This is a genomic window from Ruegeria sp. BHSB172, from assembly GCF_059613165.1.
The window spans coordinates 38,550-61,425 of record NZ_JBXWRZ010000018.1; the positions used below are offsets into that span (position 1 = coordinate 38,550).

Genomic DNA, 22,876 nt, shown 5'->3' on the forward strand with positions numbered 1-22,876 from the left:
TCGATACGGTCGAGAATCGTGTGTCGGTTTGCTGTCGCCCTGTTGCGGCCAATTTCGGCCGCAGGTCACCCAATTGTTCACAATGTCGCTTGGAACTGGGGCAAGAATGGGGCGCAAAAAAACCAATTGTAGGGAAACGGGCGACGATGTCGCCCGATTTCCAATTATTGTTCGCTGGTCTCGCCCAGCGCCGTCTCGCGGCTCAACTTGCTCGGGTAGGTCGCGCTTTCGACATACTCGCGATAGATGACCTCGGCGTATTTCCCATCCAGGATGTTGGGATGGCGGTCCACAAGGCCGGATACCTCGGTCACGGTGCGCCGGTTGCGGCGGTCGCGATTCGGTGTCGCCACCAAAGGCTTGGTCTTGCCGAACGACACCAACGCCTCGAGGCGCGCGCGTGAGATCCCCTGCTGAACAAGGAAATTCACCGCCGCATTCGCGCGGCGCAGACCCAGGTTGTAGTTGTAGCTCTGCGAGCCGACCGCATCCGTGTGTCCATAGACGCGGAACCGGGCTTCGGGGAACTGTTTGATCCAGTTGGCCTGCTGCAAGAGGATCCGGCGCGCCGACTCGTCCAACTGGGCGCTGTCGAAGGCAAAGTTGATTTGGGTCGGGACCTCGGCCGCGAAGCGCTGAGCCAGGATCTGGCCATAGGACAACTCGCCGTTCATGACCTGAACGTTGTTCAGGGTCGCATTGCCAAAGGCGCCTTGGTCGATCTCGTAGCCGGCTTCTCGGGTGCAGTTGGCAACCGCGACTGCAAGACCCAGTGTGATCATCCACTTTTGCATTGGTCTGTCCTCCCTATCAGTCCAGGACATAGCCGTAGGAGCTGCCGAAATCCTGTTTGGCAACTTCCGACGCCGCGCCGTTGCCCGTGCGCTCGGTGCGGGCTACACGACCATTGACGAAAAGGTCGAATTCGCTTGGCGGTTTGACCCGATCCGTGGGCAAGGCCAGCGCTTCGCCGCGCGTCGGCGACACAAGATGCGCGGTGATGATGATCACCAGTTCGCTCTGCTCGCGCTGGTATTCGGCGCTTCGGAACAACGCGCCCAGCACCGGAACGTCGCCCAGCCAGGGGATCTGATTGCTCAGGTCGGTAAAGTCGTCCTGGATCAGGCCCGCGATCGCAAAACTTTCTCCGTCGCGCAGTTCAACCGTCGTGCTGGTCTGGCGCGTGATGAAACTGGGAACGTTGTCGCCGTTGATGGTGAAGTTCGAGCCGGTGTCGATGCTGGACACCGACGCGGCCATCTCGAGGTTGATCAGGTCACCGTCAACGACCCGCGGCACAAAGTCGATCTCGACGCCGAAGGCCTTGTATTCGATGGCAACCACGCCGTCATCCTGCGGTACGGGAATCGGAACCTCGCCACCGGCGAGGAACGTCGCCTCCTGGCCGGACAGGGCAGACAGGTTCGGTTCGGCCAAGCTGCGGGCCAAGCCTTTGGCTTCCAGCGCTTCGAGCAGCAGGCGAACCTGGGTCGACCCCGCGCCGAAGCCGAACAGGATGGCGCCCGTATTGGACTGGGCCACCGGAATGTTGTTGGCCAAGGCATTGGTCAGGGCGCCCTGGTTGTTCAGCGTGTTGATGCCGCCGGTCACGTCACCGCCGCCAAAGCCCAGTGAGGCTGACAGGTTCTTGGCCACCGAGCGGTTCATTTCGGCAAAGCGGACCTTCAGCATGACCTGCTGCACACCACCGACATTCATCAGGTTCGATACGCGTTCGGGGGCGTAGCGCTCGGCCAGTTCCAGTGCCCGCGCCAGCTTGGCCGAGCTGGAAACCGTGCCAGACAGCACGATCCCGTCATTGGCGGTGCGCACCTCGATCGGTTCGTTTGGCAGAATCTGCCTCAGGCGCTCTTTGAATTCGGTCACGTCCGGTGCGACCCGAACACTCACATTGGTGATCAGATTGCCGGCGCCGTCGAACAAGGTCAGCGTCGTCATGCCGGGCGCCTTGCCCAACACATAGATGGTGCGGTCCGAAAGCGACGAAATATCCGCGATGCCCGCATTCGCGATGCTGAGCTCCGCGAAAGGTGTTTCGCTTTCAACCACGATGGCGCGGTTGATCGGCACATCCAGCGTTTCCGCCGTACCTTTCTTGACCACGCGAAGATTTTCGGCCCAAGCGGCATCGAAGCCGGCCGGGCTCGTAACAAGCGCTACCCCCAAAAGGGTTGCGCCAATCCAGGAACGAAATGTCATGTGACCTGCCTCTCCGATCACCACTCAGTTTTTTGTGGGTCTGTTGCCCTATGATGGCGAACTGTGCGCGAATTCGGGTTTTATTGCAATAATCAAGGGTTTCCGGAATTTTCCTTATGTGGAGAATGGGCAACAACCAAAACGAGAGAAGCCGCGCACAAAGCGCGGCTTCATTCCGAATTTGGCTGGCAAGCTATTGAGCAAGCATCAGTTTGTGCAGGGGATCGGAGTCTCTACGATCTGATCGCCCCGGCGGGTCCGAATGGTGCAGACCTTCTCCTCTTGCTTGACCGGAGCAGGTGCGCTCTCCTTGATGCCCAACAGCTTACGCTGGTCCATTTCGATGGCGCTTGCGACGGTTTCATCCTGTACGCCCACCAAAGCCAGCGACAGCCGCCCGGTGTTTTGCGCCTGCGCCAGCGCCGCGATCTGTTCGGGGGTGGCGGCCACCGTCACCGTTCGGGCAATGGTCGTGCCCGTCACGTCGGAACCGGCCGTCTGGTCCACGGCTATCAATTCGATATTCGGCTGGATCAGGCGCGTGATCTCGCCGTTCGCGCCTTCGACCGCGCCCCGCAACGACCCGGTCCAGTACACATCGACCACATCCCCGGGGCGCAGGAAGCCCGAAACGCCCGAGGCCACGTCCACACTGATGGCAAAGGCGCGTTTGCCCTTTTCCAGCAACGAGGTCAGGCCGGCTGGTTCACCCGGTTTGGTGATCTTCACCGCCATGATGGCCTCGTCCTTTTCCATCGCACGCAAAACGAACCGCTCGTTCTGGCCCGTTTCGGGGAACAGCGCGGTCATGTCGGTGAACGTGCCTTCGGGAATCGCGTTTTCAGGCCATTCGACCACGCGCACATCCTCGGTGGTCAGCGGTTCACCATATTTCAGTTTGCGAGTCGAAACGATGACGCCCACGGTTGGCACCACGTTGACTTTGGCATTCGCGAGCGCCTCTTGAGCCGCCTGTTTTTCCCGGGCCAGTGCGTTTTGATACTCGGCAATGTAATTTCGGGCCATGTACACCGCGCCACCAGCTAGGGCGACCCCGATGATCAGGACAAGTCCAAAAACAGCTCGCATGCGTTCACCTCTTTATTTTGTTGGTCGCACGTGTATCGGCCCAAACAAGACATTGAAACAGCATATTTGATAAATCGGAATTGTGTCGAAATGTGGGACAAATTCCGGATTTTCGCCAGGGTTGTTGGGGAAACGCTCCAAGTGACGTCCCCGCGCAGCAAAGCGCCGCGCGAAATTCTGTCTGGTCAACCTTGGCAATGCCCGAGACTCACCCGGGAAGTGTTTCGAGACCTCAACTTCCGCTGGTGCCCGCGGTCACGATTCCGCCGTTCCCTCCAGCGCTGGTGCCAGTGCTGACGGTTGAACCGCTCAAAGCGGTGTCAACGTTGCCACCCATGTTGGTGGTGGCCGTTTGAATGACCAGATATGTCACCATCGACAGTCCCACGACCAGCGCGGTTATGACAACCCAATCAACTGTGACGGCACCTTCTTCATCGCGAATGAAATCACTTGCAACTCGAATCATGGCGTATACCTCTTAACCGTCGGCGTCCCGTGTCTTGCGCGAACCGCGCAGCAGGTGCCGACCATACCGTTGCTTTCGTCTCCTCGTGCAACCCGGCTGCCCGTCCATGGCGGACAGCAGGTTGGCCGGGCGGGGAACTATGCTCGGTTCAACACACGAAGTCCTACGTTTTGGTTAAAAAAAAGGCCGCGCCAGTTTGGCGCGGCCCAGAATGCATGTTTCGGGGCTTAGCTGCCGCCGGTGCCGGTGCCTGCGGTGGTGATACCACCGGCTGCGCCGGCGTTGGTGCCGGTCGAAACGGTTGCACCGCTCAGAGCGCTGTTCACGTTGGTGGCCAGGCCGGTCGCGCCGCCCGAGATCTGCGTGTAGGCAACGGTGCCCAGGCCCACGACGGCCGCGGTCAGAACGACCCAGTCAACAGTCACGGCGCCGCTTTCGTCGTTGCGGAATTTCTTGAAGAGCTTGATCATGTTACGTCCCTCCTAAAGGATCACTAAGCTAATAAAACCTCGGGGTCTTTCCAGAGCGTCCTCTCTCAGTCTGCTCATGACCGTCTCGGTATGGCATTATGTTTGCCCTGCCCGCATGGCAGGATTTGGGCCAAACAGATGATTTTCTTCCGCGTGCTTAACTTTTTAGTCATTTTTCTTTCAACGCGCTGAATTATAACAAAAAAAATTTTCTCATATCTTCGGGGCGGGGAGTATTCCGATGCAAAATTGCGGCAAATGAGGCAAAAACGCCCTAATTCATGTGGTTTTTCTGGCCCGCAGCGCGGATTCGCGTAACAAATCAACGCCAAAAGAAGATGAGGCAGGCAAGATGAGAATCCCGAGCGTACTGACATGCGCCGGCGTTTTGGCGTTTGCAGCAGCTTTCGTTGCACCGGCCCAGGCCACCGATATCGAACCGCGCGGCGTCTACAAACGGATCAAGGCGCCCAAACCGGGTGCGCGCCCGCATGTCACCGTCCAGATATCGGCCGAGGAACATGCCAAGGCGCCGTCGGCCCCCAGCACAGGCGCCACGCTTGTCGTGCCCGACATCATTGCCCGCACCAAAGTACCGGCGGCCAACCTTCCGCAGATCCAGCCCGAGAAAACGCCCGAAGGTGCATACAAGGCCTTCTGGGCGAGGATTTCGCCTGACATGGCCCAGGCTGGTCCGGGAAGGCTGGATCCAGCGCTTCAGGCGCTGGCAACGGTCGGGGTCGCTTCGCCGCGGCTTCAAACACTGCAGCGCATCGTCGAGCAGCGCGGCGTGGATATCCTGCGCTCGACCGTGGGCACCAAGGTATCGCCCGCTCTGGTGCTGGCGGTGATGTCGGTGGAGTCCGGCGGACGCGAGACGGCCGTCAGCTCGGCCGGGGCGCAGGGGTTGATGCAGCTGATGCCCGCCACCGCCAAGCGGTTCGGGGTGACTGACAGCATGCTGCCGGAGCAGAACATTGCCGGTGGCGTGAAATATCTCGACTGGTTGATGGGAGAGTTCGGGAGCGATCCGATCCTCGTGCTGGCCGGTTACAACGCAGGCGAGGGCGCGGTGCGCAAGCACAATGGCGTGCCGCCCTATGCTGAAACCCGCGACTATGTGCCCAAGGTGCTGGCGGCGTTCCAGGTCGCCCGCGCCTTGTGCGCCACACCTCCCGATCTTGTTTCCGACGGCTGCGTGTTTCAGACCATGAAGTGAAAAAGGCCCGCGCAATCGCGGGCCTTTGCAGTTCCCAACGCCAACCGGGTCAAGCGACGATGGTCGCCTCGGTCGCCGCGCGCATGTCTTCTTCGGTGACGCCTTCGGCCAGTTCTACGATCTTCAGGCCGCCTTCGACGACGTCCAGCACGCCCAGGTTGGTGATGATGCGGTCAACCACGCCCTTGCCGGTCAGCGGCAGGGTGCATTCCTTCAGCACCTTGCTGTCGCCGTGCTTGTTGGTGTGGTCCATCACCACGATGACCCGTCCGACCCCGGCCACCAGGTCCATCGCGCCGCCCATGCCCTTGACCAGCTTGCCCGGAATCATCCAGTTGGCCAGATCGCCTTTCTCGTCGACCTCCATCGCGCCCAAAATCGCCGCCGCGATCTTGCCGCCGCGGATCATGGCAAAAGACGTGGCGCTGTCGAAATAGGCGGTGCGGGGCAGTTCGGTGATGGTCTGTTTGCCGGCGTTGATCAGGTCGGGGTCCTCTTCGCCCTCATAGGGGAAGGGGCCCATGCCCAGCATGCCGTTTTCCGATTGCAGGGTGATGTCCTTGTCGCCCACATAGTTCGCCACCAGCGTCGGAATTCCAATGCCGAGGTTCACATACATGCCGTCTTCCAGTTCCTCGGCCGCACGCGCGGCCATCTGATTGCGATCCCAGGGCATTACGCTTCCTCCTTCTTGCGGGTGGTGCGCTGTTCTATGCGCTTTTCGTGCTGACCTTGAATGACCCGGTGCACATAGATGCCGGGCAGGTGGATGCAGTCGGGATCTAGCGAACCGCGCGGCACGATCTCTTCGACCTCGGCCACGCAGATCTTGCCGCAGGTCGCCGCCGGCACGTTGAAGTTGCGGGCGGTCTTGCGGAACACCAAGTTGCCGGTGTCGTCGGCTTTCCATGCCTTGACGATGGCCAGATCGGCAAAGATCCCCTCCTCGAGGATGTAGGTCTCGCCGTTGAACTCCTTGTGCTCCTTGCCCTCGGCGATCACGGTGCCGACGCCGGTCTTCGTATAGAAGCCCGGGATACCCGCGCCGCCGGCGCGCATGCGCTCGGCCAAGGTACCTTGTGGGGTGAATTCCAGCTCAAGCTCGCCCGACAGGTACTGGCGCATGAATTCGGCGTTCTCACCGACATACGAGCTGATCATCTTCTTGACCTGCCGCGTCTGCAGCAGAATGCCGATGCCGAAATCGTCGACGCCTGCGTTGTTCGAGGCAAAGGTCAGATCCTTCACGCCCGACTCCTTGATCGCCTGCAGCAGCAATTCGGGAATGCCGCACAGGCCGAACCCGCCGGCCGCGATCAGCATGCCATCCCGAAGTATCCCATCGAGGGCCTCGGTGGCATTGGCATAGACTTTCTTCATGGAAAACTCCCCCAATGACATGGTGATGGGCAGGTTGTGCCGCCACGTCATTGGGAAGTCAATGAAACCTGCGGGCGGGTGGTATTTCTACCTAACCGCCCGCGGGGGCCTGGATCAGCTGGCTTTCTTCTTGGTGGCTTTCTTCTTGGGCGCGGCCTTTTTGCGGGTGCCTTTCTTGGCCGCCTTCTCATTGACCAGTTCCACCGCCATTTCGGGCGTAACGTCCTCGGGCTTGATGTCCTTGGGCAGGGTCGCGTTGACCTTTTCCCACTTCACATAAGGCCCATAGCGCCCGTCCAGAACCTGGATCGCGCCGCCATCGGGATGCTCGCCCAGTTCCTTCAGCGGTTTGGCCGCAGCCCGTCCCCGCCGCCCGGGGTTGGCGCGCTTTTCCGCCAACAGTTCGACGGCCCGGTTCATGCCGATTTCGAACACGTCGTTGGGATCCTTGAGATTGGCGTAGACCGGCTTCGCCTCGTCCGGTAGCTGGTGCATGATATAGGGACCGAAGCGCCCGAAATTGGCGCTGATCATACCGCCCTCGGGGTGTTCGCCAATCTCGCGCGGCAGGCTCAGAAGGGTCAGCGCCTTTTCAAGGTCCATGTCATCCTTGCTCCAACCCTTGGGCAAAGAGGCGCGTGGCGGTTTCTTGTTCTCGGGCGTGGCTTCGCCGCGCTGGACATAGGGGCCGAAGCGTCCGGATTTCAGCCAGATCTCATCTTCGCCATCCATGCCCAGCAGACGTTCCTCGCCCTCGGCGCCTTCACCGGCGATGGGGCGGGTATAGGTGCATTCGGGATAGTTCCCGCAGCCCACGAATCCGCCGGTCCGCGAGGTTTTCAGGTGCAGCCGTCCGACCCCGCATTTGGGGCAGATGCGCGGATCCGAGCCATCCTCGCGCGGGGGGTACAGCTGTGGGGCCAGCGCCTCGTCCAGCTTGTCGAGCACTTCTGAAATCCGCAGCTCGGACGTCTCGGCGATCGCGGCCGAGAAATCGCGCCAGAACTTGGATAGCAGGTCCTTGTAGTCGCGGGCGCCGGCGCTCACCTCGTCCAGCTGCTCTTCGAGGTTGGCAGTGAATTCGTACCCGACATACTGGCGGAAGAAATTCAGCAAGAAGATCGTGACGATCCGGCCCTTTTCCTCGGGGATCAGGCGGTTCTTGTCCTTGCGGACGTAACCGCGGTCCTGAATCGTGGTGACGATCGAGGCATAGGTCGAGGGTCGCCCGATACCCAGTTCTTCCATCCGTTTGACCAGTGTCGCCTCGGTATAGCGCGGCGGCGGTTGGGTGTGGTGTTGCAGCGCCAGAACCGTCTGGTTGTCCGACAGGATGGCCTTCTTGTCCGCGCCGTCGGCGGTAGCCTTGTCAAACTGATCCTTCAGCGTGGTCTTGGCAAAGCGCGCCGGATCACCCTGCATGATCTGGGGCAGGCGCTTGTCATCCTCGTCCTCGACATCGTCGCGGCCTTCCTCGTAGACGCGCATGAAGCCGTCGAATAGCACGACCTGACCGGTGGCGCGCAGGCCGACCTGACCGTCATCGCTGCCGATTTCGACGGTGGTGCGTTCCAGCCGCGCGGCCGCCATCTGGCAGGCGATCGTACGTTTCCAGATCAGATCGTACAGCTTGCGCTGATCGTCATCCGACAGTTTCAGGGCGGCCGCATCCTTGTTCATGTCCGTGGGCCGGATGCATTCGTGCGCTTCCTGCGCGTTCTTGGCCTTGTTCTTGTACATGCGCGGGCTGTCCGGCACGTATTCGGCACCGAACCGGTCCTTGATCGCGTCCCGCGTGGCCGCGACGGCCTCGGGCGCCATGTCGATGCCGTCGGTTCGCATATAGGTAATGTGCCCGGCCTCGTACAAACGCTGGGCCACCTGCATCGTGTGGCGCGCGCCCATACCGAACTTGCGGCTGGCTTCCTGCTGCAGGGTCGAGGTCATGAACGGAGCGCTGGGGTTGCGCGCGGCCGGCTTGGCCTCGACCGAGGTCACGCTCAGCGCGCGGCTGGTGATCGCCTGAACCGCCAGTTCGGCCTGGGTTGCATTGGCGATGTCATGCTTGTCCAGCTTCTTGCCGGCCAGCGTGACTAGCCGCGCCTCATAGGTCTGGCCGCGCGGCGTTTCGAACAGCGCCTTGACCGACCAGTATTCAACGGGCTTGAACGCCTCGATCTCCATCTCGCGCTCGACGATCAGGCGCAGGCAGACCGATTGCACGCGTCCGGCCGATTTCGCGCCGGGCAGCTTGCGCCACAGAACCGGCGACAGGTTGAAGCCGACCAGATAGTCCAGCGCGCGCCGGGCCAGATACGCCTCGACCAGAGGCATGTCCACCTCGCGCGGGTTCTGCATCGCCTTGGTCACCGCATCCTTGGTGATGGCGTTGAAGGTCACGCGCCGAACCTCGGTGTCCTTCTTGATCGAGCGGCGTTTGGTCAGCGCCTCCTGCAGGTGCCAGCTGATCGCCTCGCCCTCGCGGTCGGGGTCGGTGGCCAGGATCAGCGCGTTGTCATCCTTGAGCGCATCCGCGATGGCCTTGACGTGTTTGCGGCTGTCGGCGGCGACCTCCCATTTCATGGAAAAATCGTGGTCCGGATCGACCGATCCGTCTTTCGGAGGCAGGTCGCGAACATGGCCGTACGAAGCCAGAACCGTGTAGTCGGGGCCGAGATATTTGTTGATCGTTTTTGCCTTGGCCGGGGATTCTACAACAACTACAGGCATTTAGTCTAAAACCTCGCTCGACGGATTGGGCGGCATGTATGGCCGTGCAAGATGTGGAGGGCAAGGCGGATTTGTCAATGCACTGTATTGCGCGTCCGAATTCCGGTGCGCTGCGAGCCGGTGAAACGACAAATCGAACCCGGGTCAGACGGCCAGAGACAACAGCCCGCCCGCCTGTCTTTGGATGCGCCCCGCCAGCTCCAGTTCGACCAGAATCGGGCCGACGGCGCTGGCCGGAACCTGCACGTCCCGGATCAGTTGGTCTTCGGCCACCGGCGAAGGACCAAGGCGCGACAGGATTATGCCCTGCAAGTCGTCGGTCGAAATCGGATGCACGTGATCCGGAGCGGGCTGCGGGGAAGCGGACGCATCGAACAGATCGGTTGTCTGTGGAGGCAGGGCTTCGATCACGTCGTCGACCGATCGCACCAGCGTGGCGCCTTCGCGGATCAACAGGTTGCACCCCGCCGCGCGCGCGTCGAACGGATGGCCCGGCACGGCCAACACGTCGCGCCCCTGGTCCAGAGCGTCGCGCGCAGTGATCAGACTGCCGGATTTGGCAGCGGCTTCGACCACCACCACCGCCTGCGCCAGGCCCGAGATGATCCGGTTGCGACGGGGAAAATGCCGGGCTTGCGGGGTGACGCCCATGGGCTGTTCGGACAGGCGCAGACCCCGCAGCGCTATATCGCGGGCCAAATCCGTGTTCTCGGCCGGATAGATGACGTCGACACCACCGGCCATCACTGCGACCGTTCCAGATTCCAACGCGGCCTTGTGGGCAGCGGTATCGATTCCCCGCGCCAACCCCGAAACTACGACATAGCCTTGTGCGCCCAGCCCGTCTGCCAGTGCGCGGGCCATCCGTGCGCCCAACGACGAACAGTTCCGAGCCCCGACAAGGGCAATCATCTTCCGATGCAGGATTGACGTATCCCCAATTGCCCAAAGCAGGGGGGGCGCATCGGACAAGTCCGCCAGCATTGAGGGGTAGTCGGCCGAGCCAAGGCACAAAAGCCGCGCTTTGGCGGCTTTTGCGGCCTTGAGCTCTGCCTCGATCACGCCGGGCGGGCATGTTTCATACCCTTTGACTCCGGCAGCGCGTGCCACTTCCGGCAGCGCGGCCAGCGCATTCTGCGCCGAGCCATGTTCGTGCAGCAGGCGCCGGAACGTGGCCGGGCCGACCTTGCGGGAACGCATCAGACGAAGCCAAGAAAACCGGTCCTCTTCCGTGGTGGGTGGGAGTGGGGGGTGAATGGAAGATTGCTGCTCTTCGGTCATCCGTGGCTCCGCCTGATTGCAGAACTGGTTTACGGCTGGCCGGGTTAACAGCGCGTGAATCTCGAAAAAATTTAGGAGTTAAGGCGAGTGTTTCAGGCGTGATTGTCGATATAATATTGAAAAGATAACAAAAATTTTTTTCCTGCCTGGCGTCCGCGCGGGTGCGAAATGTTTGGAAGGGCGGCCCCGGTTAACCGAGCCGAGGCCGCTCCGACATTGATTCGCCTCAGGCGGCAGACCCGCCCACGGTCAGGCCATCCATCAAAACGGTGGGCTGGCCTACGCCGACCGGAACCCACTGGCCGTCCTTGCCGCAGGTTCCCATGCCCGGATCCAATGCCATGTCGTTGCCCAGACCCCGGATACGCTTCAGCGCCGACGGGCCGTCGCCGATCAGCGTCGCGCCCTTGACCGGGGCGCCGATCTTGCCGTTCTCGACCCGGTAGGCCTCGGTGCAGCTGAACACGAACTTGCCGTTGGTGATGTCGACCTGGCCGCCGCCGAAACCCACGGCCCAGATGCCGTCCTTGATCTCGGCAACCAGATCCGCCGGGTTGGCATCGCCGCCCAGCATGATCGTGTTGGTCATGCGCGGCATTGGCTTGTGCGCATAGCTTTGCCGCCGTCCGTTGCCGGTGGGGGTCACCCCCATCAGGCGCGCATTCTGGCGGTCCTGCATGTAGCCGGTCAGGATCCCGTCCTCGATCAGCACGGTGCGCGAACTGGGCGTGCCCTCATCATCCACGGTGATCGAGCCCCGGCGATCGGGGATGGTCCCGTCATCCACCACGGTCACGCCCTTGGAGGCGATCCGTTGCCCCATCAGCCCGGCGAAGGCCGAACTGCCCTTGCGGTTGAAATCTCCTTCCAAGCCGTGGCCGATCGCCTCGTGCAACAGGATGCCAGGCCAGCCGGGGCCCAGTGCGACTTCCATCACGCCGGCCGGAGCAGGAACGGCGTCAAGGTTGACCAAAGCAATGCGCAAGGCTTCGCGGGCCTTGTCTTGCCAATCGGCCGGATCAATCAGCCCGTCGAGCCCGACCCGTCCGCCGCCGCCGGCCGATCCGCTCTCGCGGCGGCCGTTCTGCTCGACGATGACCGAGACATTGACCCGCGTCATCGGGCGTACGTCGCGCACCAGGGTTCCGTCGGGGCGCAGGATTTCGACCTCCTGAACCGATGCGGCAATCACCGCGCTTACCTGAACAACGCGCGGATCAAGGTCGCGGGCGAAGCTGTCGATCTGGTGCAGGGTCTCGATCTTGACCGGAAAGCTGGCGGATTCGATCGGGTCCTCGTCGGTGTACAGCTTCTTGTTCGTCGCTCGCGGTGAGGCGGCAAGTGTCCCTCCACCATCCCCGACGGCCAGCCGCGCGGTTTCGGCCGCGCGTTTCAATGCCGGGATGGATACGTCGGTAGAATGGGCATATCCTGCCACTTCACCCTGAACCGCCCGCAGGCCGAACCCCTCGGACGCATCGTACGAGGCCGACCGCAGACGACCGTCATCAAAGACAAGAGATTCGGACTTGCGGCGCTCGACGAACAGTTCGCCGTCCTCGGCGCCATCGGTGGCCGACCGCAGCACGGTCAGCGCCTCGTCTTGCGGCAAAACGGTTTCGAACGGGCGAAACGGGGCGTGAGTCATTGGTTGCGGCCTTTCGGATTTGATCCAGATCAAAAATAGCGTCTGTTTGACGCAAGCATTTTGCTTTATCTAGCCCCCGGAATATGGTTTTTAACGCGGCCAAAGACAACGGGAGAGGTGTGACCGATTCACACCTGTTCGCCAGAGACGCAAAGATCAAACGATCAGGACAGAAAATGAAGAATGCTTTGATGCTTTCGGGGGTGTTCGCAGCCCTCTCCAGCCTTCCCGCCATGGCTCAGGACCTTGAGATCATCGGCAAGCCGGTCGACGGCGGCATGGGTTTCCAGCCCGCGGCCACCAGCCTGGCCGAAGGGATTCAACGCCTTGACGGCATGATTCTGGTGATCATCACCGCGATCTGTCTGCTGGTCGCAGGCCTGCTGGTCTATTGCATCGTGCGCTACAACCAGCGGGCAAACCCGACGCCGGCGCGATTCTCGCACTACACCCCGGTCGAGATCGCTTGGACTCTGGGCCCGATCCTGATTCTGGTGTTCATCGGGGCATTCTCGCTGCCGGTTCTGTTCAAGCAGCAGGAAATCCCCGAGGGCGACGTCGTCATCAAGGTGACCGGCAACCAGTGGTACTGGACCTACGAGTATGTCGATCACGAATTTGCCTTCGACAGCTATCTGCTGGGGCACCCTGCCACCTTGGACGAAAGCGCCCGTCCGGCCGATGCCGAAGTCACGCCGTTCGTTCTGGATGACGCGATGCGCGCCAAGCTGGCTGATGCCGGCTACAGCGAGGATGAGTGGCTGCTGGCCACCGACACCGCCGTCGTGGTGCCCGTCAACAAGGTGGTCGTGATGCAGGTCACCGCGGCCGACGTGATCCATTCGTGGACGATTCCAGCCTTTGGCGTCAAGCAGGACGGTATTCCGGGCCGCCTGGCCGAGCTGTGGTTCAAAGCCGACAAGGAAGGCATTTATTTCGGTCAGTGTTCCGAGCTGTGCGGCAAGGACCACGCTTACATGCCGATCACCGTCAAGGTCGTCAGCGAAGAAGCCTATGAGGAATGGCTGAAATCGGCGCAGGAAGAATATGCCGGCCTGCCCGCGTCGTTCCAGATCGCTGCGAACTGACCGCCTTAGGGCCTGAGGCCCGATCGAAACCAAGGACAGGCTGCGCGGGTTTCGCGCAGCTTTCGCACCACAAGGACCTGTCATGACCGACGCGAGCATCAATGCCAGCACACTTGCCGCACAACCCCGTGCGGACGAGGCCGGCTTTGGCGACTATTTCGCGCTGCTCAAGCCGCGGGTGATGTCGCTTGTCGTGTTCACCGCCTTGGTGGGGCTGCTGGCCGCACCTGTGTCCGTGCACCCCTTCGTCGGGTTCTGCGCGATCCTGTTCATCGCCATCGGCGGCGGCGCCTCGGGTGCGCTGAACATGTGGTGGGATGCGGATATCGACAAGGTAATGAAGCGCACCAAGGGTCGTCCGATCCCGTCGGGCAAGGTCGAACCCGGCGAGGCGATGGCGCTGGGCCTTGCCCTGTCGGGCCTGTCGGTGATCATGCTGGGCTTGGCGACCAACTGGTTCGCGGGCGCGTTTCTTGCCTTTACCATCTTTTTCTATGTCGTGATCTACACGATGTGGCTCAAGCGCCTGACACCGCAGAATATCGTGATCGGCGGCGCTGCGGGAGCGTTTCCCCCGGTGATCGGCTGGGTTGCCGCCACGGGTTCGATGACGCTCGAACCGTGGCTGATGTTTGCCCTGACCTTCATGTGGACACCGCCGCATTTCTGGGCGCTGGCGTTGTTCATGCGCTCGGATTATGACGACGCGGGCGTGCCGATGCTGACAGTGACGCATGGACGCCGCGCCACACGGACCCATATCCTAGTCTATACCGCATTGCTGGCCCTGCTGGCCGTGGGCACTGCTTTCTCGGGCATCGGTGGCCCGATTTACTTGGCTGTGGCTGTAGTTTTGAACGCGCTGTTCCTGCAGGGGGCCTGGGCCATCTCGCGTCGCACCGAAGACGATGCCGAGGCGGACAATTTCAAGGTCGAGCGCAGCTTTTTCAAGCTGTCGCTGCTGTACCTGTTCCTGCATTTCGGCGCGATTCTCGCCGAGGCGTTGCTGAAACCCTACGGGTTGGGAGGCTGGTCATGAGCCTGCGCAAAAGCCATGAGCTGCACCAGCGCCGGTTCGGCCGCAACCTGGGTGTTGGGCTGACGTTGGCGGCGTTCATCGTGATCATCTTCGGCCTGACCATCGTCAAGGTCTCGGGCAGCGATTTCGGTGTGTCCACCGAGGAGGTTCAGAACTGATGGCTTTGACCGGACCGCAGAAGACCGTTGCGCAGACCGTTGGTCTGGTTGTTCTGATGGGCAGCCTGGCCTGGGCGGCTGTGCCGTTTTACGACTGGTTCTGCCGGGTCACCGGGTTCGGGGGCACCACCGGAGTGGCTGAGGCCACGCCTGATGAGATCCTCGACCGGGTGGTGACCGTTCGCTTCGACGCGTCCAAGGCCAAAGACATGCCGTGGGAGTTCAAGCCCGTCGAGCGCGAGATGAAGGTGCGTATCGGCGAGACCGGTCTGGCGTTCTACGAGGCGTACAACCCGACGAACAAGCCAGTTGCGGGACAGGCATCGTACAACGTGACGCCTTATTCCGCCGGAGGATACTTCCAGAAAATCGCCTGTTTCTGCTTTGAAGAGCAGGTTCTGGAGCCCGGTGAGCGGGTCGAAATGCCCGTAACTTTCTTCGTCGACCCCGAAATGGTGGAAGACCCCGAAGCTCAGTATGTTCATACGATCACGCTGTCGTATACATTCTACGAAATCGACCTGCCCGAGGGCTATGCCGCCCTTGATGCGCAGGCAGAAACAAACACGAACTAACGCCTGTAGGTGAGGGACGCTGATGGCACACGCAAAAAACCACGATTACCACATTCTGGCCCCGTCGATCTGGCCGCTGATCGGCTCGATCGGTGGCTTCGTCATGCTGTTCGGAGCCGTCTTGTGGATGCACGGAGTGACGTCCTTCGTGTTCTGGGCCGGTCTTGTGGCGGTTCTGTACACGATGTTCGGCTGGTGGTCGGACGTGGTGGCCGAAAGCCGCGCCGGTGACCATACACCGGTCGTGCGCATCGGTCTGCGCTACGGCTTCATCCTGTTCATCATGTCCGAGGTGATGTTCTTCTTTGCCTGGTTCTGGTCGTTCTTCAAGCATCGGATGTACCCGATGTACGAGTATGCCGGTACTGAATACGTCCAGCCGGATATCCACGCGGTGGATCCGTTCCACCTGCCGCTGATCAACACGCTGATCCTGCTGCTGTCGGGTTGTGCCGTGACCTGGGCACACCACGCCCTGGTGCACGAAAATGACCGCAAGGCACTGGTCCAGGGCCTGGCAATCGGCATCTTTCTTGGGGTCGTTTTTACGGCTTTGCAGGCCTATGAATATTTTGAACTGCTGGCCCACGAAGGATGGGAATTCGGCGGCGACCAGTTCTATTCGAACTTCTTCATGGCCACCGGCTTCCACGGTGCACATGTGATCATCGGCACCATCTTCCTGACGGTCTGTCTGATCCGTGCGATGCGGGGCGATTTCACTCCGGAAAAACACATCGGCTTCGAGGCGGCTGCCTGGTATTGGCATTTCGTCGACGTCGTCTGGCTGTTCCTGTTCTTCGCGGTTTACATTTGGGGCCAAGCACCGCTGATGTAACGCCCGCGAGGCTGTCGAATTGCAAAAGCCGCCCCTCGGGGCGGCTTTTTCTCGATCTGGGGCGCAGGGGATTGCGCCCCGTACAATTGCACGGTTGCATTTCCGTGCGCACAGACCGTAACAAGACGCCGGCTTGACCCCGAGCCGGTATGACACGCAACAAGGGCCAGATATGCGCCGTATCCTGTTTCTGCTGATTTTCGGGCTCGCCGGGCTGGCGGTTCTTGTGTCTCTGGGCACTTGGCAGGTTCAGCGTCTGGCGTGGAAAGAGGGCATTCTGGCCGACATCGAAGCCCGGATCGCCGCCGATCCGATGCCTCTGCCCGAGGCGTTCGATCCCGATGCCGACCGTTATCTGCCCGTCGAGGTTTCAGGCGAGATGCTGCCCGGCGAAATCCATGTACTGGTTTCGGTCAAGCAGGTCGGGCCGGGCTATCGGATCATCGCGCCCTTCCGAACCGGTGATCGCACGATCCTGGTGGACCGGGGCTTTGTCCCCACAACGGCCAAGCAGGCCGAGCGCCGGACCGGACCCATGCAGGTTGTCGGAAATCTGCATTGGCCGGATGAGATCGACAGCTACACCCCCGATCCGGACCCGGCGGGCAACATCTGGTTTGCCCGCGACGTGCCCGCGCTGGCCGATGCGCTTGGGGCCGAACCGATCCTACTGGTTGCCCGCAGCCAGACCGATCCCACCATCACGCCGCTGCCGGTGGATACGGCGGGTATTCCCAATGACCATCTGCAATACGCGGTGACATGGTTCGGCTTGGCGCTGGTCTGGGCCGCAATGACCGGATATTTCCTGTGGCGCGGCCGCGCCCCATCAGAAAGTGACGCGCAATGAAATACATCTCGACCCGCGGGCAGGCGCCCGAACTGAGCTTTGAAGAGGCGATGCTGACCGGTCTGGCCCGCGACGGTGGCCTTTACCTGCCTGCCGAAATTCCGGTTCTGAGCCAGGACGAGATCGCCGCGCTGGCCGGGCTGCCCTATGAGGAGATCGCGTTCCGCGTTATGTGGCCGTATGTCAGCGGCTCTTTCGCCGGGGACGAGTTCAAAGAGATCATTGCACGCGCCTATGCCGGGTTCGGTCACGATGCCCGCGCGCCGTTGAAGCAGCTGAACGAGAACCACTTTCTGCTGGAACTGTTTCACGGGCCCACGCTGGCCTTCAAGGATTTCGCCATGCAGCTGATCGGTCAGCTGTTCCAGGTGGCGCTGAAACGGCGGGGCGAGCGTGTTACCATCGTGGGCGCCACCAGCGGTGATACCGGATCGGCCGCGATCGAGGCGTTTCGGGGGCTGGATGCGGTCGATGTGTTCATCCTGTTCCCGTATGGCCGCGTGTCCGAGGTGCAACGCCGCCAGATGACCACCCCCGCCGACAGCAACGTGCACGCGCTGGCCGTCGATGGCGATTTCGACGACTGTCAGGCCGCCGTGAAGGACATGTTCAACGATTTCGACTTCCGCGACGGGGTCAAGCTGGCGGGGGTGAACTCAATCAACTTTGCCCGGGTGCTGGCGCAGGTGGTTTATTATTTCTCGGCCGCGACCAGCCTGGGTGCGCCGCACCGCAAGGTCAGCTTCACGGTGCCCACCGGCAATTTCGGCGACATCTTCGCCGGCTATGTCGCCAAGCGGATGGGTCTGCCCATCGACCGTCTGGTGGTGGCGACCAACCAGAACGACATCCTGCATCGCTGCCTGTCGGGGCAGGGCTATTTCAAGGGCGACACCATCCCCTCGATCAGCCCGTCAATGGACATTCAGGTCAGCTCGAACTTCGAACGCGCGCTGTACTATGCCTATGGCGAAGACGGGCGGGCCGTGGCGCAGTTGATGGACGAGTTGAAACAGGGCGGCTTCCACGTCAGCCAAGGCGCGATGGAGGCTCTGCGCGAAAGTTTCGACTCGGGTCGTGTGTCCGAAGCGGAAACGCTGGCCACGATCAAATCCACGCTGCAACACAGCGCCGAGTTGGTCTGCCCGCACACTGCCGTGGGCATCAAGGTGGCCGAGGACACCCGCGCCGCCGATGTGCCGATGGTCACGCTGGCCACCGCGCACCCTGCGAAATTCCCCGCCGCGGTTGAGCAGGCCAGCGGTGTGCATCCGCCTCTTCCCTCGCGCATGTCCGATCTGTATGAACGTCCGGAACGGGTGACCCGCATCGCCAACGATCTGGGCGCCATCGAGGATCATATCAAAAGGCACATTGCTGAGTGACTGTCAGACTGGACCAACTAACGAACGGCTTTCGGATCGTCAGCGAACAGATGCCGGGGCTGCAATCGGCCGCCATCGGCATCTGGGTGACCGCCGGCGGGCGGCACGAGCGGATCGAACAGAACGGCATCGCGCATTTCCTCGAGCACATGGCCTTCAAGGGCACCGAGCGGCGCTCGGCCCTGCAGATCGCCGAGGCGATCGAGGATGTGGGCGGCTATATCAACGCCTATACCTCGCGCGAGGTGACGGCCTATTACGCCCGGGTGCTTAAGGATGACGTGGCGCTGGCGATGGACGTGGTCGGCGACATCGTCCTGAACCCCGTCTTCGACCCGCGCGAGATCGAGGTTGAGCGCGGCGTGATCCTGCAGGAGATCGGCCAGGCGCATGACACGCCCGACGACGTGATCTTTGACTGGCTGCAGGAACAGAGCTATCGCGATCAGCCGCTGGGCCGCACGATCCTGGGGCCGACTGAACGGGTCAGCGCCTTTTCGCGCGACGACCTGTCGGCCTTCGTGGCCGAGCACTATGCGCCCGACCAGATGATCCTGTCGGCGGCGGGCGCCGTCGATCATGACCAGCTGATGAAACTGGCCGAAGAGATGTTCGGCCATCTGCAACCCCGCAAGGGGCTGCTGCCTGAGCCCGCCCGGTTCACCGGCGGCGAGGCGCGGCGGGACAAGGTGCTGGAGCAGGCGCATTTCGCGTTGGCGCTGGAAAGCCCGGGCTATCGCGATGACGAGATCTATACCGCGCAGATCTATTCGACCGCGCTGGGCGGCGGCATGTCCTCGCGCCTGTTCCAGGAAGTGCGCGAGACTCGCGGCCTGTGCTATACGATCTTTGCCCAGACCGGCGCCTATGCCGACACGGGAACGACCACGATCTATGCCGGCACCTCGGCCGATCAGGTGGGCGAGCTGGCCACCATCACCATCGACGAGATGAAGCGCGCCGCCGAGGACATGAGCGCCGAGGAGGTTGCCCGCGCCCGGGCGCAGATGAAGGCCGGGATGCTTATGGGGCTGGAAAGCCCCTCGAACCGGGCCGAGCGTCTGGCCCGGCTGGTGCAGATCTGGGGCCGTGTTCCACCGCTCGAGGAAACCGTGGCCAAGATCGACGCGGTCAACACCGCAGACGTCCGCGCCTTTGCCGAGAAGATGGCGGTTCAGGCCCCGGCGGCGCTGGCGCTTTATGGGCCGGTCGGTAGTGCGCCGACGCTCGAGCAGTTGCAGGAGAGGCGCGCGGCGTGATGCTGTTGGGCAGACGCAGGCTGAAACTCGAGACCGAGCGGTTGAGCTTGCGCCCGCCCGTGCATTCCGACTTCAACGACTGGGCCGCGCTGCGGCTGGCCTCGCGCGAGTATCTGACCCCGTGGGAGCCGATCTGGGCCAAGGACCATCTGACCCGCAAATCGTTCACCAACCGTGTCTACTGGGCGCAACGCTCGGTGGCCAATGGCACGGCAGTTCCGCTGTTCCTGTTCCGCCGCGCCGACGACGTTCTGGTGGGCGCCATCACGCTGGACAACATCCGCCGGGGGCCGGCGCAGGCCGGAACCCTGGGATATTGGACCGGGCAGGTTTTTGCCCGGCAGGGGTATATGCGCGAGGCCATCGGCGCCGTGGTGCATTACGCCTTTACCCGCCTGGACCTGAGCCGGATCGAGGCCGCCTGCCTGCCGGAAAACGCCGCCTCTCGCGGGCTATTGGAAAGCTCGGGCTTCAAATACGAGGGCGTGGCGCAATCCTATTTGCAGATCAATGGGCGTTGGCGGACACATGTTCTCTATGCGTCGCTGCGTTCGGACCGGCGCGGGCGGACGGACGCGGGCTAGGCCGCCCGTTCGGCGCTGGTGCTGGCGGGACTGTTTGCAAAATCTTGGCCCCGTGACGTGACTCGGGTACCGGATGCGCTAGACTGTCTGGCATGAGGAGTATTTTGACGGGTCTGATCTTGCTGGCAGGGACGGCGGCGGCGCAGGAGCGTCGGCCGAGCCATTGCATCGCCATCGCCCAGAACACCCCCGGAATCCAGTATCTGCACAAGGCGGCGTGGCAGGATCCGGTGCCCGAATTTTCGGTCCGGATTAGCTATGTCGCGCATGCGTCCTTTCTGATCCAGACACCGGGTGGGCTGAATGCGGTGACCGACTATACCGGCTTCATCGGCGGCGCGGATCTGATCCCCGACATCGTGACGATGAACCACGCACATGACACCCATTGGACCGCCTATCCCGATCCGGCCATACCGCATGTGCTGCCGGGGTGGGGCGAGTTCGGGCAGGGCATCGAACACCACCTCGATCTGGGCGAATTGCTGGTGCGCAACGTTTCGACCGATATTCGGTCCGCGTATGGCGGGGTGGAAGAGCGCGGAAACTCGATCTTCGTGTTCGAGGTCGAAGGCCTGTGCATCGGCCATCTGGGGCATCTGCACCATGTGCCATCCGACGAACAGTTCGCGGCCTTGGGGCGGCTGGACGTGGTCATGGCGGCGGTGGACGGGGGCACGACCATGCCCTTGCCCGAGATGATCTCGGTCCTGCAACGGCTGAAAAGCTCGGTCATCATTCCGATGCACTGGTTCTCGGGATATTCGCTGGACCGGTTCCTGGCCGATATCCGATCCGACTTTCCGGTGCGCCGGGACGGGGTTTCGGAAATCGAAGTATCGCTGCGGACCTTGCCGGATCGCCCGACGGTGGTGGTGCTCGAGCCGCGATACCTGATGGAGCTGGAATAAGCCTTGCCGTCCGCCGCAGGCTTGGGCATGCAGGGGGCATGCATTTGAACCCTGCCGACGAAACCTTTGCCGAAACCATCCGCGCCTGCCTGGGTGACGATATTCTGCGCTCGGTCGAGCCGCGTTATCTGGAAGAGCCGCGCAGCCGCTTTGCCGGGCATGCGGGTCTGCTGGCCTTGCCTCGCACGGTTGAGCAGGTCGCAGCCTTGGTGCGGTTGGCGTCCGAGGCCCGCGTGCCGGTGGTGCCATACGGTGGCGGCACTGGCCTTGTGGGCGGGCAGGTCATGGCGGATGGCCCCGCGCCCCTGATCCTGTCGCTCGAGCGGATGCGCGCGATACGGGCCGTTTACCCAACCGAAAACATCCTGATCGCCGAGGCCGGCGCGGTGCTGGCCGACATTCAGACCGCGGCCGAGACGGCCAACCGGCTGTTTCCGCTGTCGCTGGCGGCGCAGGGGTCCTGCCGGATCGGGGGAAACCTGGCCACCAATGCCGGGGGCGTGAACGTCCTGCGCTATGGCAACGCGCGGGATCTGTGCCTGGGGCTCGAGGCGGTTCTGCCCAACGGCGACATCTGGCACGGGCTGGGGCGGTTGCGCAAGGACAACACCGGCTATGACTTGCGCAACCTGCTGATCGGGTCCGAAGGCACGCTGGGGGTCATCACCGCCGCCTCGCTCAAGCTGTTCCCGCGTCCTGCCGGGCTGGGCACGGCGATTTTTCAGGTCACCAGCCCCGAAGCGGCGATCGACCTGCTTGCCCTGGCCCGGGACCATCTGGGCGAAACCGTCAGCGCGTTCGAACTGATCCACAGACAGGGGCTGGATTTTCTGGCAGAGGTCTTGCCGGACGTGCGGCAACCCTTTGACACACCGCCGGAATGGTCAGTCCTGATCGAGCTGGGATTGCCGACCGGGCACGAGCCCGAGGCGGCGCTGGAGTCCTTGTTCGTCGCTGCCGAGGCCCGCAGTCTGGTGTCAGACGGCGTCATAGCCCAGAGCGCCGCGCAGCGCGACGCGCTGTGGTCGGTGCGCGAACGCATCCCCGAGGCGAACCGGTTGATCGGTTCGGTGTCCAGCCACGATATCTCGGTTCCGATTTCGCGGATCCCCGACTTCATCCGGCAAGGCGGCAGGGCGATTGCCGCCCTTGGACCGTTCCGGGTGAACTGCTTTGGTCATCTGGGGGACGGCAACCTGCACTACAACGTCTTCCCGCCCAAAGGCCGCGACCGGGGCGAGTTCAATGACCGGCGCGCCGCGATCAAGCGCACGGTTCATGACTTGGTGCATGAATTTGAAGGATCGGTCAGTGCCGAGCATGGGGTGGGCCGTTTGAAGACCGGCGATCTGGAACGCTATGGTGATCCGGCCAAACTGTCGGCCATGCGCGCCATAAAGGCTGCTTTGGACCCGCTCGGCATAATGAACCCGGGCGCCGTCCTGTCAGATGCGTGAGTGCGGCCCGGTACGCCGGGCCGCAACTACCAATCCATTACGATGCGGGCAGGATAACCTTGTCGATGACGTGGATCACGCCATTGCTGGTTTCGATATCTGCCTGAACGACATTTGCGTCATTGACCATGACACCGTTGTCGAGGTCGATTGTGATCTCTCCACCCTGAACGGTGGCGGCAGTCATGTCGTCGGACAGATCACCCGACATCACCTTGCCCGGAAC

At 62.2% G+C, this 22,876-nt stretch carries 23 protein-coding genes; 12 read left to right on the forward strand and 11 right to left on the reverse strand.

Going from position 1 to position 22,876, the window contains the following annotated elements:
• Window positions 1-164: 164 nt before the first annotated feature.
• The 5 genes from AC2FM3_RS10445 to AC2FM3_RS10465 form a co-directional block, all read right to left on the reverse strand.
• Window positions 165-794, reverse strand: a complete 630-nt coding sequence (locus AC2FM3_RS10445; RefSeq protein ID WP_496681407.1) for an OmpA family protein — start codon at window positions 792-794, stop codon at window positions 165-167.
• Between the two features lie 16 nt (window positions 795-810).
• Complete coding sequence (locus tag AC2FM3_RS10450) at window positions 811-2,220, reverse strand: type II and III secretion system protein family protein (RefSeq protein WP_496681408.1); 1,410 nt, start codon at window positions 2,218-2,220, stop codon at window positions 811-813.
• 207 nt (window positions 2,221-2,427) lie between these two features.
• Window positions 2,428-3,309, reverse strand: a complete 882-nt coding sequence (cpaB, locus tag AC2FM3_RS10455; protein ID WP_496681410.1) for a Flp pilus assembly protein CpaB — start codon at window positions 3,307-3,309, stop codon at window positions 2,428-2,430.
• Between the two features lie 232 nt (window positions 3,310-3,541).
• Window positions 3,542-3,778, reverse strand: a complete 237-nt coding sequence (locus AC2FM3_RS10460) for a Flp family type IVb pilin (protein ID WP_496681412.1) — start codon at window positions 3,776-3,778, stop codon at window positions 3,542-3,544.
• 227 nt (window positions 3,779-4,005) lie between these two features.
• Window positions 4,006-4,248 (reverse strand): Flp family type IVb pilin, encoded by a 243-nt coding sequence (locus AC2FM3_RS10465; protein WP_496681414.1) that lies wholly within the window; start codon window positions 4,246-4,248, stop codon window positions 4,006-4,008.
• 352 nt (window positions 4,249-4,600) lie between these two features.
• On the opposite strand from AC2FM3_RS10465, the gene AC2FM3_RS10470 reads away from it, so the two are divergent.
• A complete protein-coding gene (locus AC2FM3_RS10470; protein WP_496681417.1) occupies window positions 4,601-5,467 on the forward strand; it encodes a lytic transglycosylase domain-containing protein in 867 nt (288 codons plus the stop codon).
• Window positions 5,468-5,516: 49 nt separating this feature from the next.
• Here the strand turns inward: AC2FM3_RS10470 and AC2FM3_RS10475 are convergent, their stop codons facing one another.
• The 5 genes from AC2FM3_RS10475 to tldD all read right to left on the reverse strand — a co-directional run bounded on the left by AC2FM3_RS10475 (window position 5,517) and on the right by tldD (window position 12,506).
• Window positions 5,517-6,143 (reverse strand): CoA transferase subunit B, encoded by a 627-nt coding sequence (locus AC2FM3_RS10475; protein WP_496681419.1) that lies wholly within the window; start codon window positions 6,141-6,143, stop codon window positions 5,517-5,519.
• The gene (locus tag AC2FM3_RS10480) at window positions 6,143-6,847 is read right to left on the reverse strand and encodes a CoA transferase subunit A (RefSeq protein WP_040634234.1); all 705 of its coding nucleotides are present in this window, start codon (window positions 6,845-6,847) and stop codon (window positions 6,143-6,145) included. The genes AC2FM3_RS10475 and AC2FM3_RS10480 overlap by 1 nt, the downstream gene beginning before the upstream one ends.
• Window positions 6,848-6,961: 114 nt before the next feature.
• Window positions 6,962-9,577 (reverse strand): type I DNA topoisomerase, encoded by a 2,616-nt coding sequence (topA, locus tag AC2FM3_RS10485; protein ID WP_496681421.1) that lies wholly within the window; start codon window positions 9,575-9,577, stop codon window positions 6,962-6,964.
• Between the two features lie 144 nt (window positions 9,578-9,721).
• Window positions 9,722-10,858, reverse strand: a complete 1,137-nt coding sequence (gene dprA / locus AC2FM3_RS10490; RefSeq protein WP_496681423.1) for a DNA-processing protein DprA — start codon at window positions 10,856-10,858, stop codon at window positions 9,722-9,724.
• 226 nt (window positions 10,859-11,084) lie between these two features.
• Window positions 11,085-12,506, reverse strand: coding sequence for a metalloprotease TldD (tldD, locus tag AC2FM3_RS10495; RefSeq protein ID WP_496681426.1), 1,422 nt, complete (start codon window positions 12,504-12,506; stop codon window positions 11,085-11,087).
• Between the two features lie 176 nt (window positions 12,507-12,682).
• On the opposite strand from tldD, the gene coxB reads away from it, so the two are divergent.
• The 11 genes from coxB (at window position 12,683) to AC2FM3_RS10550 (ending at window position 22,650) form a co-directional block, all read left to right on the forward strand.
• Complete coding sequence (coxB, locus tag AC2FM3_RS10500; RefSeq protein WP_496681428.1) at window positions 12,683-13,594, forward strand: cytochrome c oxidase subunit II; 912 nt, start codon at window positions 12,683-12,685, stop codon at window positions 13,592-13,594.
• A gap of 82 nt (window positions 13,595-13,676) precedes the next feature.
• Complete coding sequence (cyoE, locus tag AC2FM3_RS10505) at window positions 13,677-14,633, forward strand: heme o synthase (RefSeq protein WP_496681431.1); 957 nt, start codon at window positions 13,677-13,679, stop codon at window positions 14,631-14,633.
• Window positions 14,630-14,791, forward strand: a complete 162-nt coding sequence (locus AC2FM3_RS10510; RefSeq protein ID WP_170587672.1) for a cytochrome c oxidase system small membrane protein — start codon at window positions 14,630-14,632, stop codon at window positions 14,789-14,791. Before cyoE ends, AC2FM3_RS10510 begins: the two co-directional genes overlap by 4 nt.
• Window positions 14,791-15,366, forward strand: a complete 576-nt coding sequence (locus AC2FM3_RS10515) for a cytochrome c oxidase assembly protein (protein ID WP_496681434.1) — start codon at window positions 14,791-14,793, stop codon at window positions 15,364-15,366. Before AC2FM3_RS10510 ends, AC2FM3_RS10515 begins: the two co-directional genes overlap by 1 nt.
• 22 nt (window positions 15,367-15,388) lie before the next feature.
• On the forward strand, window positions 15,389-16,204 hold the full coding sequence (locus tag AC2FM3_RS10520) for a cytochrome c oxidase subunit 3 (RefSeq protein ID WP_496681436.1): 816 nt from the start codon (window positions 15,389-15,391) through the stop codon (window positions 16,202-16,204).
• 172 nt (window positions 16,205-16,376) lie between these two features.
• Window positions 16,377-17,054: an SURF1 family protein gene (locus tag AC2FM3_RS10525; protein WP_496681438.1), complete on the forward strand. Its 678-nt coding sequence runs from the start codon at window positions 16,377-16,379 to the stop codon at window positions 17,052-17,054.
• The gene (gene thrC / locus AC2FM3_RS10530) at window positions 17,051-18,439 is read left to right on the forward strand and encodes a threonine synthase (RefSeq protein ID WP_496681441.1); all 1,389 of its coding nucleotides are present in this window, start codon (window positions 17,051-17,053) and stop codon (window positions 18,437-18,439) included. Before AC2FM3_RS10525 ends, thrC begins: the two co-directional genes overlap by 4 nt.
• Complete coding sequence (locus tag AC2FM3_RS10535) at window positions 18,436-19,698, forward strand: M16 family metallopeptidase (protein WP_496681442.1); 1,263 nt, start codon at window positions 18,436-18,438, stop codon at window positions 19,696-19,698. Before thrC ends, AC2FM3_RS10535 begins: the two co-directional genes overlap by 4 nt.
• Window positions 19,698-20,282 carry a GNAT family N-acetyltransferase gene (locus tag AC2FM3_RS10540; protein ID WP_496681444.1) on the forward strand — a complete coding sequence of 195 codons (585 nt, stop codon included), beginning with the start codon at window positions 19,698-19,700 and terminating at the stop codon, window positions 20,280-20,282. Before AC2FM3_RS10535 ends, AC2FM3_RS10540 begins: the two co-directional genes overlap by 1 nt.
• 92 nt (window positions 20,283-20,374) lie before the next feature.
• On the forward strand, window positions 20,375-21,193 hold the full coding sequence (locus AC2FM3_RS10545; protein ID WP_496681447.1) for an MBL fold metallo-hydrolase: 819 nt from the start codon (window positions 20,375-20,377) through the stop codon (window positions 21,191-21,193).
• A 38-nt stretch (window positions 21,194-21,231) separates the two neighbouring features.
• Window positions 21,232-22,650, forward strand: coding sequence for an FAD-binding oxidoreductase (locus tag AC2FM3_RS10550; RefSeq protein ID WP_496681450.1), 1,419 nt, complete (start codon window positions 21,232-21,234; stop codon window positions 22,648-22,650).
• Window positions 22,651-22,687: 37 nt separating this feature from the next.
• Here AC2FM3_RS10550 and AC2FM3_RS10555 read toward each other — a convergent pair.
• The coding region (locus tag AC2FM3_RS10555) for a fasciclin domain-containing protein (protein WP_496681453.1) at window positions 22,688-22,876 on the reverse strand (189 nt) is incomplete at its 5' end.

Bases quoted from the DNA above. Each gene is read 5' to 3' on its own strand.
- AC2FM3_RS10445 (WP_496681407.1), bottom strand. From the start codon at position 794: ATGCAAAAGTGGATGATCACACTGGGTCTTGCAGTCGCGGTTGCCAAC.
- AC2FM3_RS10450 (WP_496681408.1), bottom strand. From the start codon at position 2,220: ATGACATTTCGTTCCTGGATTGGCGCAACCCTTTTGGGGGTAGCGCTT.
- cpaB (WP_496681410.1), bottom strand. From the start codon at position 3,309: ATGCGAGCTGTTTTTGGACTTGTCCTGATCATCGGGGTCGCCCTAGCT.
- AC2FM3_RS10460 (WP_496681412.1), bottom strand. From the start codon at position 3,778: ATGATTCGAGTTGCAAGTGATTTCATTCGCGATGAAGAAGGTGCCGTC.
- AC2FM3_RS10465 (WP_496681414.1), bottom strand. From the start codon at position 4,248: ATGATCAAGCTCTTCAAGAAATTCCGCAACGACGAAAGCGGCGCCGTG.
- AC2FM3_RS10470 (WP_496681417.1), top strand. From the start codon at position 4,601: ATGAGAATCCCGAGCGTACTGACATGCGCCGGCGTTTTGGCGTTTGCA.
- AC2FM3_RS10475 (WP_496681419.1), bottom strand. From the start codon at position 6,143: ATGCCCTGGGATCGCAATCAGATGGCCGCGCGTGCGGCCGAGGAACTG.
- AC2FM3_RS10480 (WP_040634234.1), bottom strand. From the start codon at position 6,847: ATGAAGAAAGTCTATGCCAATGCCACCGAGGCCCTCGATGGGATACTT.
- topA (WP_496681421.1), bottom strand. From the start codon at position 9,577: ATGCCTGTAGTTGTTGTAGAATCCCCGGCCAAGGCAAAAACGATCAAC.
- dprA (WP_496681423.1), bottom strand. From the start codon at position 10,858: ATGACCGAAGAGCAGCAATCTTCCATTCACCCCCCACTCCCACCCACC.
- tldD (WP_496681426.1), bottom strand. From the start codon at position 12,506: ATGACTCACGCCCCGTTTCGCCCGTTCGAAACCGTTTTGCCGCAAGAC.
- coxB (WP_496681428.1), top strand. From the start codon at position 12,683: ATGAAGAATGCTTTGATGCTTTCGGGGGTGTTCGCAGCCCTCTCCAGC.
- cyoE (WP_496681431.1), top strand. From the start codon at position 13,677: ATGACCGACGCGAGCATCAATGCCAGCACACTTGCCGCACAACCCCGT.
- AC2FM3_RS10510 (WP_170587672.1), top strand. From the start codon at position 14,630: ATGAGCCTGCGCAAAAGCCATGAGCTGCACCAGCGCCGGTTCGGCCGC.
- AC2FM3_RS10515 (WP_496681434.1), top strand. From the start codon at position 14,791: ATGGCTTTGACCGGACCGCAGAAGACCGTTGCGCAGACCGTTGGTCTG.
- AC2FM3_RS10520 (WP_496681436.1), top strand. From the start codon at position 15,389: ATGGCACACGCAAAAAACCACGATTACCACATTCTGGCCCCGTCGATC.
- AC2FM3_RS10525 (WP_496681438.1), top strand. From the start codon at position 16,377: ATGCGCCGTATCCTGTTTCTGCTGATTTTCGGGCTCGCCGGGCTGGCG.
- thrC (WP_496681441.1), top strand. From the start codon at position 17,051: ATGAAATACATCTCGACCCGCGGGCAGGCGCCCGAACTGAGCTTTGAA.
- AC2FM3_RS10540 (WP_496681444.1), top strand. From the start codon at position 19,698: ATGCTGTTGGGCAGACGCAGGCTGAAACTCGAGACCGAGCGGTTGAGC.
- AC2FM3_RS10545 (WP_496681447.1), top strand. From the start codon at position 20,375: ATGAGGAGTATTTTGACGGGTCTGATCTTGCTGGCAGGGACGGCGGCG.
- AC2FM3_RS10550 (WP_496681450.1), top strand. From the start codon at position 21,232: ATGCATTTGAACCCTGCCGACGAAACCTTTGCCGAAACCATCCGCGCC.